This is a genomic window from Paraburkholderia ginsengiterrae (assembly GCF_001645125.1).
GTDB lineage: Bacteria > Pseudomonadota > Gammaproteobacteria > Burkholderiales > Burkholderiaceae > Paraburkholderia > Paraburkholderia ginsengiterrae.
Map to the genome: position 1 here is coordinate 97,972 of NZ_LXKA01000121.1, position 14,476 is coordinate 112,447.

15 protein-coding genes and 1 riboswitch are annotated in these 14,476 nt (G+C 64.9%); of the genes, 6 read left to right on the forward strand and 9 right to left on the reverse strand.

Features of this window, described 5'->3' with window-relative positions:
- Positions 1-12: 12 nt before the first annotated feature.
- The 3 genes from A6V37_RS10800 to A6V37_RS10810 all read right to left on the reverse strand — a co-directional run bounded on the left by A6V37_RS10800 (position 13) and on the right by A6V37_RS10810 (position 3,181).
- Complete coding sequence (locus tag A6V37_RS10800; protein WP_064270052.1) at positions 13-225, reverse strand: glycine zipper 2TM domain-containing protein; 213 nt, start codon at positions 223-225, stop codon at positions 13-15.
- Between the two features lie 199 nt (positions 226-424).
- Positions 425-2,356: a phosphomethylpyrimidine synthase ThiC gene (gene thiC / locus A6V37_RS10805; protein ID WP_064285984.1), complete on the reverse strand. Its 1,932-nt coding sequence runs from the start codon at positions 2,354-2,356 to the stop codon at positions 425-427.
- Between the two features lie 133 nt (positions 2,357-2,489).
- Positions 2,490-2,608: riboswitch (TPP riboswitch) on the reverse strand.
- Between the two features lie 162 nt (positions 2,609-2,770).
- On the reverse strand, positions 2,771-3,181 hold the full coding sequence (locus A6V37_RS10810; protein ID WP_064270050.1) for a GreA/GreB family elongation factor: 411 nt from the start codon (positions 3,179-3,181) through the stop codon (positions 2,771-2,773).
- Positions 3,182-3,698: 517 nt separating this feature from the next.
- On the opposite strand from A6V37_RS10810, the gene A6V37_RS10820 reads away from it, so the two are divergent.
- The 5 genes from A6V37_RS10820 to A6V37_RS10840 all read left to right on the forward strand — a co-directional run bounded on the left by A6V37_RS10820 (position 3,699) and on the right by A6V37_RS10840 (position 7,694).
- Positions 3,699-4,550: a DUF1223 domain-containing protein gene (locus A6V37_RS10820; protein WP_064270048.1), complete on the forward strand. Its 852-nt coding sequence runs from the start codon at positions 3,699-3,701 to the stop codon at positions 4,548-4,550.
- A 32-nt stretch (positions 4,551-4,582) separates the two neighbouring features.
- Positions 4,583-5,221, forward strand: a complete 639-nt coding sequence (locus A6V37_RS10825) for a cytochrome b/b6 domain-containing protein (RefSeq protein WP_064270047.1) — start codon at positions 4,583-4,585, stop codon at positions 5,219-5,221.
- 34 nt (positions 5,222-5,255) lie between these two features.
- Positions 5,256-6,047 (forward strand): molybdopterin-dependent oxidoreductase, encoded by a 792-nt coding sequence (locus A6V37_RS10830; protein WP_064270046.1) that lies wholly within the window; start codon positions 5,256-5,258, stop codon positions 6,045-6,047.
- 112 nt (positions 6,048-6,159) lie between these two features.
- Positions 6,160-6,399: a pentapeptide MXKDX repeat protein gene (locus A6V37_RS10835; protein WP_064270045.1), complete on the forward strand. Its 240-nt coding sequence runs from the start codon at positions 6,160-6,162 to the stop codon at positions 6,397-6,399.
- 365 nt (positions 6,400-6,764) lie between these two features.
- A complete protein-coding gene (locus A6V37_RS10840; RefSeq protein ID WP_064270044.1) occupies positions 6,765-7,694 on the forward strand; it encodes an EamA family transporter in 930 nt (309 codons plus the stop codon).
- Positions 7,695-7,761: 67 nt separating this feature from the next.
- Here the strand turns inward: A6V37_RS10840 and A6V37_RS10845 are convergent, their stop codons facing one another.
- On the reverse strand, positions 7,762-9,816 hold the full coding sequence (locus A6V37_RS10845) for an NADPH-dependent 2,4-dienoyl-CoA reductase (protein WP_064270043.1): 2,055 nt from the start codon (positions 9,814-9,816) through the stop codon (positions 7,762-7,764).
- Positions 9,817-9,925: 109 nt separating this feature from the next.
- On the reverse strand, positions 9,926-10,108 hold the full coding sequence (locus A6V37_RS40570; protein ID WP_131799906.1) for a hypothetical protein: 183 nt from the start codon (positions 10,106-10,108) through the stop codon (positions 9,926-9,928).
- On the opposite strand from A6V37_RS40570, the gene A6V37_RS38585 reads away from it, so the two are divergent.
- Complete coding sequence (locus tag A6V37_RS38585) at positions 10,107-10,268, forward strand: DUF1328 domain-containing protein (RefSeq protein ID WP_064506452.1); 162 nt, start codon at positions 10,107-10,109, stop codon at positions 10,266-10,268. The genes A6V37_RS40570 and A6V37_RS38585 overlap by 2 nt on opposite strands.
- Positions 10,269-10,308: 40 nt before the next feature.
- Here the strand turns inward: A6V37_RS38585 and A6V37_RS10850 are convergent, their stop codons facing one another.
- The 4 genes from A6V37_RS10850 to A6V37_RS10865 form a co-directional block, all read right to left on the reverse strand.
- The gene (locus A6V37_RS10850; protein WP_064270042.1) at positions 10,309-11,508 is read right to left on the reverse strand and encodes an MFS transporter; all 1,200 of its coding nucleotides are present in this window, start codon (positions 11,506-11,508) and stop codon (positions 10,309-10,311) included.
- A gap of 142 nt (positions 11,509-11,650) precedes the next feature.
- The gene (locus A6V37_RS10855) at positions 11,651-12,478 is read right to left on the reverse strand and encodes a phosphodiesterase (RefSeq protein ID WP_064270041.1); all 828 of its coding nucleotides are present in this window, start codon (positions 12,476-12,478) and stop codon (positions 11,651-11,653) included.
- 46 nt (positions 12,479-12,524) lie between these two features.
- On the reverse strand, positions 12,525-13,571 hold the full coding sequence (locus tag A6V37_RS10860) for an ABC transporter ATP-binding protein (RefSeq protein ID WP_064270040.1): 1,047 nt from the start codon (positions 13,569-13,571) through the stop codon (positions 12,525-12,527).
- Complete coding sequence (locus A6V37_RS10865; protein ID WP_064285985.1) at positions 13,568-14,473, reverse strand: ABC transporter permease; 906 nt, start codon at positions 14,471-14,473, stop codon at positions 13,568-13,570. The genes A6V37_RS10860 and A6V37_RS10865 overlap by 4 nt, the downstream gene beginning before the upstream one ends.
- Positions 14,474-14,476: the final 3 nt, after the last annotated feature.

The following is a 14,476-nucleotide window of genomic DNA, read 5'->3' on the forward strand; positions in this document are numbered from 1 at the left end:
TCCCCGCGCGATTTACTTGCCCACCTGGTTGCCGATGATGCCGCCAGCCGCCGCGCCACCCAGCGTCGACAGCGCATTGCCGCCGAGCGCCGCGCCTGCCACGCCGCCCACACCCGCGCCGATTGCCGTATCGCGTTGCCGCGTGGTCATGTTGTCGCACGCGCACAGACTCGCAACCACGGCAAGGAGGGCGGCGAGCTTACCTATCTGACGAATCGAGTTCATGATGCTGCCTCCAATAGTTGTTACTGGAGGCTCAGCACGCCGTGTGCCCGGTGTCTGCAAAGGTAAAAGGTCGAACAAATGAAAAAGCCCGCCAATGGCGGGCTGTGATGCTGCAAGGCGGGTTGATAGCGGATCGGCCCGTGCTGCGTGAGCGCTGCTGCGCCGCTCACCGCATCACACCCGCTCCGCGATCCTCGCGTTACTGCCGCTGATAAATTTCGGCGCCTTGCTTCATGAACTCGATCGACTTCACTTCCATGCCTTTCTTCAGCGCTTCGTCGTCGGTGACGCCTTGTTGCGCCGCGAACTCGCGCACGTCCTGCGTGATCTTCATCGAGCAGAAGTGCGGGCCGCACATCGAGCAGAAATGCGCGACCTTGGCCGAATCCTTGGGCAGCGTTTCGTCGTGGAATTCGCGTGCCTTGTCCGGATCGAGACCAAGGTTGAACTGGTCTTCCCAACGGAATTCGAAGCGTGCCTTGGAGAGCGCGTTGTCACGCACCTGCGCGCCGGGATGGCCCTTCGCCAGATCGGCGGCGTGCGCGGCGAGCTTGTAGGTGATGATGCCGGTCTTGACGTCGTCCTTGTTCGGCAAGCCGAGGTGTTCCTTCGGCGTGACGTAGCAGAGCATGGCCGTGCCGAACCAGCCGATCATCGCCGCGCCGATGCCCGAGGTGATGTGGTCGTAACCCGGTGCGATGTCGGTGGTGAGCGGTCCGAGCGTGTAGAACGGCGCTTCGTCGCACCATTCCAGTTGCAGGTCCATGTTCTCCTTGATGAGCTGCATCGGCACGTGGCCCGGACCTTCGATCATGGTCTGCACGTCGTGCTTCCACGCGATCTGCGTGAGTTCGCCGAGCGTCTTCAGCTCGCCGAGCTGCGCTTCGTCGTTGGCATCGTAGATCGAGCCGGGACGCAGGCCGTCGCCGAGCGAGAAGGCCACGTCATACGCCTTCATGATTTCGCAGATGTCTTCGAAATGCTCGTACAGGAAGCTTTCCTTGTGATGCGCGAGACACCATTTCGCCATGATCGAGCCGCCGCGCGAGACGATGCCGGTCATGCGCTTGGCCGTGAGCGGCACGTATTGCAGACGCACGCCCGCGTGAATCGTGAAGTAGTCGACGCCTTGCTCGGCCTGTTCGATCAGCGTGTCGCGGAAGATTTCCCACGTCAGATCTTCGGCCTTGCCGTTGACCTTTTCGAGCGCCTGATAGATCGGCACCGTGCCGATCGGCACCGGCGAATTGCGGATGATCCACTCGCGTGTTTCGTGAATGTGCTTGCCGGTGGACAGGTCCATCACCGTGTCGCCGCCCCAGCGGATCGCCCACGTCATCTTGTCGACTTCCTCGCCGATCGAGGAGGTCACCGCCGAGTTGCCGATGTTCGCATTCACCTTCACGAGGAAGTTGCGGCCGATGATCATCGGCTCGCTTTCCGGGTGATTGATGTTGTTCGGGATGATCGCGCGGCCGCGCGCCACTTCCTCGCGCACGAATTCCGCCGTGATCTCCGTGAGGCCGTTCGGGCCGAACGCGCTCGCGCCGAATGCCTGGCCCGGATGCTGGCGGCCCATCATCGCGGCGAGTTTTTCGCCGTTCGGACCGCTCGTCTTCAGGCTCTCGAGATACTCCGCGCGGCGCTGGTTCTCGCGGATCGCGATGTACTCCATTTCCGGCGTGATGATGCCTTGCTTCGCGTAGTGCATCTGCGAGACGTTCTTGCCGGCGATCGCGCGGCGCGGCGTGCGGTGCAGGCCCTGGAAGCGCAGCTCGGCGGTGGCCGTGTCGGCGGCGCGTTCGCGGCTGAAGTTGCTAGAAAGGCCCGTCAGCGCTTCGGTGTCGCCGCGTTCTTCGATCCACTGCTGACGCAGTGCCGGCAGACCGGCGCGGATGTCGATTTTGGCTTCCGGATCCGAGTAGGGGCCCGACGTGTCGTAGACATAGACCGGCGGATTCTTCTCGCCGCCGAAGCTGTCAGGCGTGTCGGCCTGCGAGATTTCGCGCATCGGCACGCGGATGTCGGGGCGCGATCCGGTCACGTAGACCTTGCGGGAATTCGGCAGCGGCGCGACAGCGGCTTCATCGACGTGAGCGTCGGCGGAAAGAAACTTCGGGTTGGCGTTCATGCGTATCTCCTGTGTCGGCCAGAGCGGGTGCAGAGCACGGACTCTGGTCCCGTGCCAAGCGTTGTGGGGCGGCTAAGCAGGAGACGAGACGGAAGTAGTCGGAAATCGCAAGAAGTGAGGCAATGGAGCTGGAGTGCGAATTCCGCACGCTTCCCTGCGCTGGCATTATCCAGATCAGGTTCAAAGGGTATTTCTCACCCACGCAACACGGACCTCCAACCTCCGTGCGACGCAGGACCCCCGCGTTAGCAGCGCACACGATACACCGGGCGGCCGCTGCTTGGCAACCCATCTCGATAAGTCAGATGATGGATATAGCACCTGCCGGCAAGGGCTATTCCTGCGCTATTCCCATTCGGGCGGCGTTGCAAGGCGTCATGCGGCGCAACATGCCGCGACGCCGCCGTGCCGCGCTTACAGCGTGAAATCGTCGGCGGCTTCGGGCTGAAACAGGATCTTTTCGAGCTTCAGCACTTTCTCGGCGCCACTCGGCGGCGTGAAGCGGACACGCTCGCCGCGTTTGGCGCCCAGCAAGGCGATGCCGGCCGGCGAAAACACGTTCAGGCGGCCGTGCGCGAAGTCGGCGTTCGGCGGATAGACGACGGTCCACGTCAGGTGCTCACCGCTGCTTTCGTCGACCAGGGTGGCCTGCGAATTCATCGTGACGACGTTGGCGGGAATCTCGCGCGAATCGACGATCACGGCGCGCTCGAGCAGGTCGTCGAGCATGTCCTGGCGGTGGGCGTCGGCGCCGGGTGCACTGGCGTGCTTTTCGAGGCGGGCGACGTCGAGTTCGGTGAGATAACAGGTTTTGGCTTTTTTCATGACGGGTACTCCAATTCGATCTGCGTATAGGGAAACGGCGAGGGAACGCTGTGCGGATGAGATCAGCCCGGAGCCCGATGACGCGGCCGGGGCATTGGAGCAGGCAGCGTTAGATCGGACGCCGGGCGGCGTGGAGCGGGAGCGTTCGGGACAGCTGGCCGGCAAGGCATGCTGCGAATTCCGCGCGCGCGCAACCGGTTGCGCGGCGGGGGCGCAAGCGGGTGAGGGCGGGGAAATTCGGATAGCGCATCGGAGCAGCCGGCAGTAAGCGTAAGGAGGTGAATTGGGCGCCGCGAGCAACGTGAACCGGCGTCATTGAAAGGGGAATGTTAGCACGGCGACGTGCGTCGTCCAGTGCGGCGACGTCGGCCCGGATCGCACGACCATGGAAGCGCCGCGGTGACCTACGATTGAATCGACGGGGCGCGATCCGGAGTTTGATCAAAAAAAATCAGAAAGGTCTGTCATAACCCGCCGTGCGGTTCGACAAACGTGCAGAACCTGATGGGAGCACGTCATGCATAGCCCTCTTAATCGCCAAAGCTGCCGGCCCTTCACCCGAGTCATCGCGCTCTCGCTTGCAGTGACGATGCTCGCGGCGAGCGGCTTAGCCTCCGCGGCAAGCGCCGTGTGCAGCGCGCATAGCCCGGCGCATCGCGTGGCGCTGGTGGAGCTTTACAGCAGCGAAGGCTGCAATAGCTGTCCGCCCGCTGACCAGTGGCTCAGCCAATGGAAAAACAGCGGCGCGGCGCAAAGCATCGTGCCGTTGGCGTTGCATGTCGACTACTGGAACAGCCTCGGCTGGACCGACCGCTTCTCGCAACATCGCTTCACCGAACGTCAGCAGGCGCTCACTGATCTGGCCGGCGGCCACACCATCTACACGCCGGAAATCTTCGTGTCGGGACGTGAGCTGCGCAGCTGGTCGCAACGCGACAGTTTCCAGAGCCGCATCGGCAAGGTCGTTGCCGAACCGGCGCAGGCGAACGTCGCGCTGGAACTGACGCCGCAGTCGCTGGGCGCGTTCAGCGTCGCCGCGCAATTCACCAGCCAGGCTGCTGGTACGGCGGGGGCAGCGGGCGCGTTGAATGCGTACCTTGCCGTTTATGAAAACACGCTGAGCTCGCAGGTCGGCGCCGGTGAAAACAGCGGCGTTACTTTGCATCACGAAAGAGTTGTACGGCAGTGGATCGGCCCCGTGCCGCTCGTGGCCGGCAACGCGCAAATCCGCCGCGAGATCCGCATTCAGGATACGGGCGCCGATGTCATGGCCAATGCGCCCGCCGACCGGTTCGGTGTGGTCGCCTTCGTCGAGAACGATGCAACCGGCGACGTCCTGCAAGTAGCCGAACTGGCCGCTTGCCATTGATTACGCCGCGGCTTCATTCACAGGAGATTCTCATGGCAACCCCTCATGCAATACGCGACAGCGCACCGCCCGCCAAGCCGCAAACCGGTGTGATCCATCCGGTGTGGGTGCGTGTCACGCATTGGCTCAACGCGCTCGCGGCCATCGTGATGATGCTCTCAGGCTGGCGCATCTACGATGCCTCGCCGATCTTCAAGTCGTTCACTTTTCCGCCGTCCATCACGCTCGGCGGCTGGCTCGGCGGCGCGCTGCAATGGCATTTCGCCGCGATGTGGCTGCTGGTTTTCAACGGGCTCGTGTACCTCGCGCTGAATCTTGCGAGCGGTCGCTTCGTGCGCAAGTTTTTGCCGGTGTCGCCGCGCGCCGTGCTGCATGACTTTATCGCCGCGTTGACGGGCAAGCTCTCGCACGCCGATCTGCGGGTCTACAACGCGGTGCAGAAATTCGCCTACCTGTTCGTCATCTGCGATCTGATCGTGCTGGTGCTGTCGGGTCTTGCGATCTGGAAGTCGGTGCAGTTTCCGCTGCTGCGCGAACTGATGGGCGGCTACGACAACGCACGCATCGTGCACTTCTGCGCGATGTCGCTGATGGCCGCGTTCATCGCCGTGCACCTCGTGATGGTGGCGCTCGTGCCACGCTCGCTCCTCGCCATGTTGCGCGGACGCTGAGCCAACTCTACGCGAACGTTCTGGATACCGAATCATGACCAAGCTCATTGGAAAATCTGCCTCGCAAACCGGTCAGACGCTCGACCGTGAGTCGATTCTGATCGACGCCCGGCGCGAACTCGCCATGCCGTCGCGGCGCCTGTTCGGCAAACGGCTTCTGACGCTAGGAGGCCTCTCGATGCTGACCGGCTGCTCGCTCACCGATAACGACTCGGTCAACAAGTTTCTGACCGCCGTGTCGCGCCTGAACGACCGCGCGCAGGCCGCGCTGTTCGATCCGAAGCAGCTGGCGCCTACCTACACCGAAGCGCAAATCACGCGGCCGTTCCCGTTCAACGCGTTCTACGGCATCGACGACGTGCCCGAGGTGGACGGCTCCGACTACCGCCTGAAGATCAGCGGACTCGTGACCGGCCAGCGTGTGTGGACCCTGCCCGAGTTGTACGCGCTGCCGCATGCCGAGCAGATCACGCGGCATATCTGCGTGGAAGGGTGGAGTGCGATTGGCCGCTGGGGCGGCACGCCGTTCAGCGACTTTCTGCGACGCATCGGCGCGGACACCACCGCGAAGTACGTCGGTTTCCGCTGCGCCGACGACTACTACGAAAGCATCGACATGCCGACGGCGTTGCATCCGCAAACGCTGCTCACGTTCTCCTACGACGGCGAGCAGCTGCCCGCGAAATACGGGTTCCCGATGAAGCTGCGCATGCCGACCAAGCTCGGCTACAAGAACCCGAAGCACATCGTCGAGATGTTCGTCACCAACACGTTCCCGGGCGGCTATTGGGTCGACCAGGGCTACAACTGGTTCGGAGGCTCCTGACGCGCGTGGGTCGCCGCAATTGCATCGGATGCGCGACCCCAGGCGGCAGAAGCTTCGGAAGTACGCCGGCTAGAGCCGGTCCTGATTTATCAACAACACTCGGAGTCATCCCATGAAAAAGTTCGCAATCGCAGCAGTGGCCGTCGCTCTCCTCACCAGCGGCGGCGCCGCGTTCGCCCAGGCAAGCGGCGCGATGTCCAACGACGCCATGTCGAAAGACACGATGTCGAAGGATTCCATGTCCAAAGACAGCATGTCGAAGGACAGCATGAAAAAGGACACGATGAAGCACGACAAGATGAAAAAGGGCGACGCGATGAAGCACGAAGCCTCGGGCGCGATGGCCAACTGAGCCGCTGTGCTAATGCACTTCGCATAACTCGAACGCGCCGGTTTGGCGCGCGTCGGCGAGCCGGGGCGGGGCCCCGGCTTTTTGTTGCAAGTTCGCCAAAAAGTTACGATTCTTTCAACCGATGCGGTGGGCGCTTACTGCATAATGCGATGCGCGCCGAGCATCTCGGCGCGTGTTCGCCGCGGATGGTTCGTTTTCGAGCGCTGCGGCGTTGTGGCCCCTTTGGCCATCTCCCGTCTCCCGTTCCACCACCATGTCCGCCAGCCTCGCCAGTCCGACCGCATCGCCGATGCGGTGTCCGCCACCCCGCCAACGGGGCAATAGCGGGGGCGCGGCGCCTCGAACGGCATGGGCGGGGTGAACGCATGCCGTCACCACTCTCAAGCCGTTTTTCCCGTGGTTTTCCGCTCCGTTTGCCGCAGTCGCGCAACGGCCAGATCGCGCTCGCGCTCGGCGTCGTCTATCTCGTGTGGGGTTCGACGTATCTCGCCGTGCACGTCGCCCTCGGATCGTTTCCGCCGCTGCTGCTCTCGGGCATGCGCAACCTGTTTGCCGGGGTAGGGCTGTTCTTTTTCGCGGCGCGCCGCAAGCCGGTCTGGCCGAGCTTTGCCGAAATCCGCAATGCGGGACTGGTGGGCACCATGCTGGTCGGCTTGTCGAGCGGCATGCTGGCCTTTGGCATGCGCACCGTCGGCACCGGCACGGCGGCGGTCATGGTGGCGACCGTGCCGCTCTTCGCGACCGTGATCGCGGCGGTGGCGGGGCGCAAGATCGGCCGGGGCGAGTGGTTCGCGGTCGGCCTTGGCCTGGTGGGCATTGCGATTCTGAGCCACGGCGACAACACCGCGGGTTCAGCGGGCGGCAGCCTTGCGATCTTGTGCGGGGCGCTTTTCTGGGCGGGCGGCGCGCATCTGGCCGGGCGCCTGAAGCTGCCTTCGGACCTGTTTCTGTCGACGTCGCTGCAAATTGGGCTGGGCGGCGCCATGTCGACCATGGTCGCGCTGGTCTCGGGCGAACGCATGCTCGAGGTGCATTTTCTGCCGGTGCTGGCCTTTATTTACCTGATGCTGGTCGGCACGATGACCGCCTACGTCGCGTACGGTTTTCTGATCCGCCATACCAGCCCGATCATTGCCAGCAGTTGCATGTACGTCAATCCGGTGGTGGCGGTGGCGCTCGGCGCGCTGCTGCTTGGCGAGCCGGTCACGCGCTCCACCGTGATTGCGACCATTGTGATTCTGGCGAGCGTGGGATTGTCTTTCTGGTTCGATTACAGGAAGAAGGGGCTCACCTGAGGCCGTTTGCGAGTTGCCTCAGGCTCCGCTCAGGTTTTGCTGCGTGCCTCGCAGCGGTCTGCCGTCTTCACAGCGCCGCCGCCACTTCCGCGCCTTCGCGTATCGCACGTTTCGCATCCAGCTCGGTTGCGACCTTGGCGCCGCCGATCAGGTGATACCGCGGACCGCTGGTCTGAGTCGCCTGGTTTGCCTGGTTTGCCGCCGCCTGCGGTAGCAGATCGCGCAGCGATTCCTGCCCCGCGCAGACGACGATCGTGTCCACCTCGAGCCATTCCTCGGCGCCTTCACGCTCGATCTTCAATCCGCGCGCGCTGATTTCCCGATACGACACGCCGCCCAGCATCTTCACGCCGTTTCTCGCCAGCGTGGCGCGATGCACCCAGCCGGAGGTCTTGCCGAGTCCCATGCCGAGCTTGCCGGCCTTGCGCTGCAGCAGCCAGATCTGCCGTGGCGGTTGTGCCGGCGCCGGCGGTTTCAGGCCGCCGCGTTCCCGCACGGTCAGATCGACACCCCATTCGTCGAGCCATGCATCGCGCGGCGCTGGCAGCGGCTCTCCGGCGCGGTGCAGCAGAAACTCGCTGACGTCGAAGCCGATCCCGCCCGCGCCGATCACGGCGACGCGCTGCCCCACCGGCGCGCCGCGCAGCACGTCGACATAAGAGAGCACATTTGGCCCGTCGATGCCGGCGATCGCCGGCTTGCGCGGGACGATGCCGGTGGCGATGATCACATCGTCGTAAGCTCCGGCGGCGAGCAGGGCGGGCTCGACCCGCGTGCCGAGCCGGACATCGACGCGATGGCGCTGCAACTGGCTCTGGAAGTAGCGGATCGTTTCGCTGAACTCTTCCTTGCCCGGCACGCGCATCGCCAGGTTGAACTGACCACCAATCGTTGCGCTCGCATCGAACAACGTCACGCGATGCCCGCGCGCGGCCGCGACGGTCGCCGCCGACAAGCCCGCCGGACCCGCGCCGACCACCGCCACCGAACGCACCGCCGGGGTTCCCGACACCGGCCGGTACAGCAGTTCGGTCTCACGGCCCGCGCGCGGATTCACGAGGCAGCTGGCGCGCTGGTTCTTGAACGTGTGATCGAGACAGGCCTGATTGCAGGCGATGCAGGTGTTGATTTCGTCCGTGCGTCCCTCGGCCGTCTTCAGGACGAACTCGGGGTCGGCCAGCAGCGGCCGCGCCATGGAAACCAGATCGCCCGCGCCTTGCGCGAGCAGTGCTTCGGCGACGTCGGGGGTATTGATCCGGTTCGACACGATCACCGGCACCTTGACGGCGGCCTTCAGGCGCGCGCTCAACTCGGCGAAGGCCGCGCGCGGCACAGAGGTGACGATGGTCGGCACCCGCGCCTCGTGCCAGCCGATCCCGGTGTTGAACATGGTCACGCCGGCCGCTTCGAGCGCCTTGGCGACCTGCACAGTCTCGTCCCACGTGTTGCCGCCTTCCACCAGATCGATCAGGGAGAGCCGGTACACGACGATAAAGCGTTCGCCGCACACCGCGCGCACCCGTTCGACGATCTCGCGCGCGAGCCGCATGCGGTTCTCGATGCTGCCGCCGTACGCGTCGGTGCGCCGGTTGGTGCGCGGGCACAGGAACTGGTTGAGCAGATAGCCCTCGCTGCCCATGATCTCGATGCCGTCATAACCCGCGCGTTGCGCGAGACGCGCGCAGCGCGCGTAGTCGCGCACGGTCTTCTCAATTCCTGCGATGCTCAGCGCGCGTGGCTTGAACTTCGAGATCGGCGATTTGATCGCGGAGGCGGACACCACGAACGGCTGATAGCCGTAGCGGCCCGCATGCAGGATCTGCAGCGCGATCTTGCCGCCTTCGGCGTGCACGGCCTCGGTCAGGCGCCGATGATTGCGCAGATCGAACACGGAATTCAGCGTGCCGCCGAACGGCAGGAGCCATCCTTCGCGATTCGGCGAGATGCCGCCCGTAACGATCAGCCCGACACCGCCCTTGGCGCGTTCGCGGAAATACGCGGCCAGCTTCGGGTAATTCCAGAAGCGGTCTTCCATGCCCGTATGCATCGAACCCATCACCACGCGGTTGCGCAGGCGGGTGAAGCCGAGGTCGAGTTCGGCCAGCAAGTGTTGGTAGGGCATGCGGGAGTCCGTGTAAGTATGGGGTGCGCACGAAAGATACACCGCGCGCCGCGCCAATCCTCCGAGGAAAAATTCTAATCCTCGCCGCGGGTTGCTCCGTCAGCCCCCTTTAGCCGCGATCAACCATGGCGAAGCCCGCGGCACACGCATTGCTGGATGCAAGCCATTCGTGCTGATCGTGCAGAACGGCAATACGCAAACGCCGGGTGTCGAGCAGGCGAATACGCAGACGGGTCAAAAGCTCGCCGAGACAGCGGCCCACGCAGATACCACCTGGAGGGACATTCGCCATGCTTCATTACGCCATTGTATTTTTCGTGATTGCGATCATCGCGGCCGTGTTCGGTTTTACCGGCATCGCGGCGGGGGCCGCCGAGATCGCGAAGATCCTGTTCTACATCTTCCTTGTCGTCTTCGTGGTGACGCTGCTGCTCGGCGTGATCCGAACGTAGATGCGGTAGATGCGCCGAACGTACACGCAACGGCAAGGCGCTAGGGCCTGGCGCGCGCGGGAAGGCTCAGATGATTCCACGCCGCCAGCCCCGCGAATACGAGTCCGGCGATGCTCACGCCGAGCCATCCGAACGCGGGCCAGACTATCGCGCCGACGCCGGAGCCGGTCGCGCCGCCGATGAAATACGCCACCATATACACCGTATTCACGCGGCTGCGCGCCTCCGGCTTGAGCGCGTAGATGCGCGACTGATTGGAAATCTGCGCCGCTTGCACGCCGATATCGAGAATGATCACGCCCACCACGAGGCCCGCAATACTCCGCGCCGACGCGCCGAACACGACAAAGGAAATGGCCACCAGCACGATCGAGACGGTGATGATCGCGGCCGGTCCGCGCCGGTCGGCGAACTTGCCGGCCAGCGGCGCGGCCATGGCGCCCGCCGCGCCGACGATGCCGAATAGCCCGGCCGCCTGCGGCCCGAGATGAAACGGCGCGCCCGCCAGCAGCAATGCGAGCACCGACCAGAAGATGCTGAACGCCGCGAACATCGCCGCGCCGGTGAGCGACGCCTCACGCAGCGCGCGATGCTCTACCACCAGATGCCACATCGACACCATCAGCTTGCCGTAGGGCAACGTGGAGGTCGGCTGGCTCCTGGGCAGCCGCAGAATGATGACGACGGCCAGCACCAGCAACGCGACCACGGATGCGCCGAACACCGCGCGCCAGCCGAAATATTCGCCCACCGCGCCCGCCGCGGTGCGCGCCAGCAGAATGCCGAGCAGCAAGCCGCTCATCACCGTGCCGACCGCATGGCCGCGCGCCGAGGGCGGCGCGAGTTCCGCCGCGAACGGCACCGCTTGTTGCGCGATGGTGGCGAGCACACCGATCGCCAGGCTCGCGCCGATCAGCACCGGCAGCGTCGGCGCCGCGGCGGCCACCACCAGTGCGACGCAGATGGCCGCGATCTGGAGCAGGATCAGACGGCGCCGGTCGAAGCGGTCGCCAAGCGGCGCCAGCAACAGCATGCCGGCCGCGTAGCCGAGCTGCGTGATCGCCGGCACCACGCCGACCCACGACGCGCTGCCCGGAAACGATTGGCGGAAACCGTCGAGCAACGGCTGGTTGTAGTAGATGTTGGCGACCGAGACGCCGGCGATGGTGGCGAGCAGAAGCAGCAGGCCGCGCAACGACCGGTCGGCGGTAGCGGGAGTGGACGCGTCGGAGGTGGACATGAGAGGGGGCGATCGGCGGACCGGCCCATGCGCGGTCCTCAAGCGTGCCGATCATACCGGAGCAGGGCGGATGCTGCTGGCGTGAGGGCAGGCGCAATGCAGGCGCTCACGCAGGCGGCCACGCCAATGGCCGCCTGCTGCCTCAATCGATCAGATCTCCCTCGGGCTCGTAGAACGGATACGGCCCGTCGGCGGCATCCACATACGCATGATGCGTGACGATGCCGGTGGCCGGATCGTAGCGATGCAGCGCATACGCAGGCGGCTCCATCACGAACGCGGACGGCCCATCCTCGGTCAGATCGAGTCCGACCTGGTGTGCGGGCGCCGGCACCGCGGAGGCGATCGTGCCGCCAAAGCGCACGAACATGGGCCGGTGCACATGCCCGCAGATCACCCGTTCCACATTCGGATAGCGCGCGATCAGGGCCGCGAGTTTGTCGGCGGCGGCGGGGTCGAGGCGCAGTTCATCCATATGGGCGATGCCGCAGACGAACGGCGGATGATGCAACGCGACCACCGTCGGCTTGTCTTTGGCCGCATCGAGTTGCTGTTCCAGCCAGGCGAGCCGCGAGTCGCACAGATTGCCGGCACTCTCGCCCGGCACCATCGAATCGAGCGCGATTATGCGCAGGGGGCCGACATCCACGGCGTATTGCACGAACTCGCCGCCGCTGCGCAATTCCGCGCGCTCGGGAAACGCCGCGCGCAACGCGGTGCGTTCATCGTGATTGCCGACCATCAGGAAGTAAGGAATCTCGAGCGGCGCGAGCAGCGTCTTGAGGTGCTCATACTGAGCGGGATCGCCTTGATCGACGAGGTCGCCGGTCATGATCACGGCGTCCGGACGCGGGTCGAGCGCATTGAGCGCGGCGACGCAGCGGGCCAGATAGGCGCCGGTGTCGACCCGGCGGTAAGCCAGCGCGCCGGGCCGTTTGATATGCAGGTCGCTAATTTGAGCCAGCAGCATGGGGAAGTCCTTTTCTATAGCGCGCTAAAAGACAGCGCTGCATTAATTACGATAGCGCAATCAGCGCGTCCTGCGCGATTGAAATGCCCACGGGTGTGCCGCGTGCCAGTTCGACGCGGCCCGCCACGTCGATCAGCAAGGCGTCCGGCGCGGCGCCCGCAATCGTCAGACGCGTGCGTTCACCGAGAAACGCACTGCTTTCGATACGGCCACGCAGTTGCGCCTGAGCCGGATCGGCCAGCCAGGCATCTTCGGGACGGAAGAAAATTTCTTGCGCCGAGGCCGCATGAGCGGCGCCCTCGGGCAGCGGCACGGCGCCGCCGGTGGTCGTCAGCATGCCGCCGCGCCGCTCGCCCGCCAGCCGGTTGATGGTGCCGACGAACTGCGCGACCGTCCGGTTGGCAGGGCGGTAATAGATGTCGCGCGGCGAACCGATCTGCTCGATACGCCCGGCGCTCATCACGACGATGCGGTCGCCCAGTTCCATCGCTTCAGCCTGATCGTGCGTCACGTAAACGGTCGTGATGCCCAGTTCGCGCAACAGCGTGTTCATCTCGCTGCGCAATGCGTCGCGCAAACGCGCGTCGAGCGCCGTGAGCGGTTCGTCGAGCAGCAGCACGCGCGGCTGCACCGCGAGCGCGCGCGCCAGCGCCACCCGTTGCCGCTGGCCGCCGGAGAGCTGGTCGATGGGTTTGTCGGCATGCGCGGTGAGCCGCATCATGCCGAGCAATTCGTCGATGCGTTGCCGCGCGGTGTCGGCCGGCACGCGTTTGATCTTCAGGCCATAGCCGATGTTGCCGCGCACCGTCAGGTTCGGAAACAGCGCGTAGCTCTGGAACACCATGCCGACCTGGCGCTTCTCGATGGGCAGGGCGGTGACGTCGTCGTCGCCGAAGGCGATGGTGCCGCCGGCGTCCGGTGTCTCGAGCCCGGCGATCATCCGCAAGGTGGTGGTCTTGCCGCAACCGGACGGGCCGAGCAGCACGAGGGTCTCACCGGCTTCGATACGCAGATCGAGCGGTTCGAGCACGCGGGTGCCGCGAAACGTTTTCGCGCATTGCGTCAGCGTAATGGGAACGGAAGCGAGTTTCATGGCGTCTTGACGGACTTCGAGGGAGAGACGGAACTGCGGTTTTTCGCCGCGCTGCGCTGGCCGGTTGCATCGACGCCCAGCCACTGCATGGCGACGAGCAAAGGCATCGTCATGATGAAAAACAGGATCGTGTAGGCGCTGCCGATCGCGGTGCGCAACGACGCGTAGGTGTCGGCGAGACCGACCGGCAGCGTCTTCGTATCGGGCGTGTGCAGCATCCACGTGAGATTGAATTCGCCGATGGAGAGCGTCAGCACCGCCAGCGCGCCCGCAACGATGCCTGGCCGCGCGTTCGGCAGCACGATCGTCACGAAGCGCTGAACGAAGCTCGCGCCGAGACTCGCCGCGCCTTCTTCGAGCGTGCGCAGATCGCTGCTCGCGCACACCGCGGCCACCGCGCGCACCATGAAGGGCAGGGTGAACACCACGTGTCCCACGACAATGAACGCCACGCTCATGCGGAACATCGTGAAGCCGCCGTACACCACCAGCAGCGCGAGCGCGGAGGCGAGACCGGGCAGGGCGATCGGCAGCACCAGGAATTCCTCGATGATGCGCGAGAGCCGCGTCTTGCTGCGCGCGAGCACATAGCCCGCGGGCACGCCGGTTACGAGCGTGATGAAGAGAGTGGCCGCCGCGACTTCGAGCGAAAGAAAAACCGAGCCGTGATACTGCGTCCACACCTCGCCGAGCCAGCGCAGCGTGAGTCCACTCGAGACGCCCTTGAAGTAGTTGACCGTAAGCCCGGCCATGATCGACATGATCACGGGCACGATGAGAAAGGCGCAGAGCAGCAGCGTGACGGCCCACTGACCGGCGGCGAGCCAGCTTCGTGAAGCCGGCCACCGGAACCGAGCGCGCTGCGCCGCGGCCGGCCGTAAAGGGGCGGTCGGGGAATGCATGGA

Coding starts and splice junctions, on each gene's coding strand:
- A6V37_RS10860 (WP_064270040.1), bottom strand. CDS start 13,571: ATGAAACTCGCTTCCGTTCCCATTACGCTGACGCAATGCGCGAAAACG.
- A6V37_RS38585 (WP_064506452.1), top strand. CDS start 10,107: ATGCTTCATTACGCCATTGTATTTTTCGTGATTGCGATCATCGCGGCC.
- A6V37_RS10810 (WP_064270050.1), bottom strand. CDS start 3,181: ATGAAAAAAGCCAAAACCTGTTATCTCACCGAACTCGACGTCGCCCGC.
- A6V37_RS10820 (WP_064270048.1), top strand. CDS start 3,699: ATGCATAGCCCTCTTAATCGCCAAAGCTGCCGGCCCTTCACCCGAGTC.
- A6V37_RS10855 (WP_064270041.1), bottom strand. CDS start 12,478: ATGCTGCTGGCTCAAATTAGCGACCTGCATATCAAACGGCCCGGCGCG.
- A6V37_RS10830 (WP_064270046.1), top strand. CDS start 5,256: ATGACCAAGCTCATTGGAAAATCTGCCTCGCAAACCGGTCAGACGCTC.
- A6V37_RS10865 (WP_064285985.1), bottom strand. CDS start 14,473: ATGCATTCCCCGACCGCCCCTTTACGGCCGGCCGCGGCGCAGCGCGCT.
- thiC (WP_064285984.1), bottom strand. CDS start 2,356: ATGAACGCCAACCCGAAGTTTCTTTCCGCCGACGCTCACGTCGATGAA.
- A6V37_RS10840 (WP_064270044.1), top strand. CDS start 6,765: ATGCCGTCACCACTCTCAAGCCGTTTTTCCCGTGGTTTTCCGCTCCGT.
- A6V37_RS40570 (WP_131799906.1), bottom strand. CDS start 10,108: ATGGCGAATGTCCCTCCAGGTGGTATCTGCGTGGGCCGCTGTCTCGGC.
- A6V37_RS10850 (WP_064270042.1), bottom strand. CDS start 11,508: ATGTCCACCTCCGACGCGTCCACTCCCGCTACCGCCGACCGGTCGTTG.
- A6V37_RS10845 (WP_064270043.1), bottom strand. CDS start 9,816: ATGCCCTACCAACACTTGCTGGCCGAACTCGACCTCGGCTTCACCCGC.
- A6V37_RS10800 (WP_064270052.1), bottom strand. CDS start 225: ATGAACTCGATTCGTCAGATAGGTAAGCTCGCCGCCCTCCTTGCCGTG.
- A6V37_RS10825 (WP_064270047.1), top strand. CDS start 4,583: ATGGCAACCCCTCATGCAATACGCGACAGCGCACCGCCCGCCAAGCCG.
- A6V37_RS10835 (WP_064270045.1), top strand. CDS start 6,160: ATGAAAAAGTTCGCAATCGCAGCAGTGGCCGTCGCTCTCCTCACCAGC.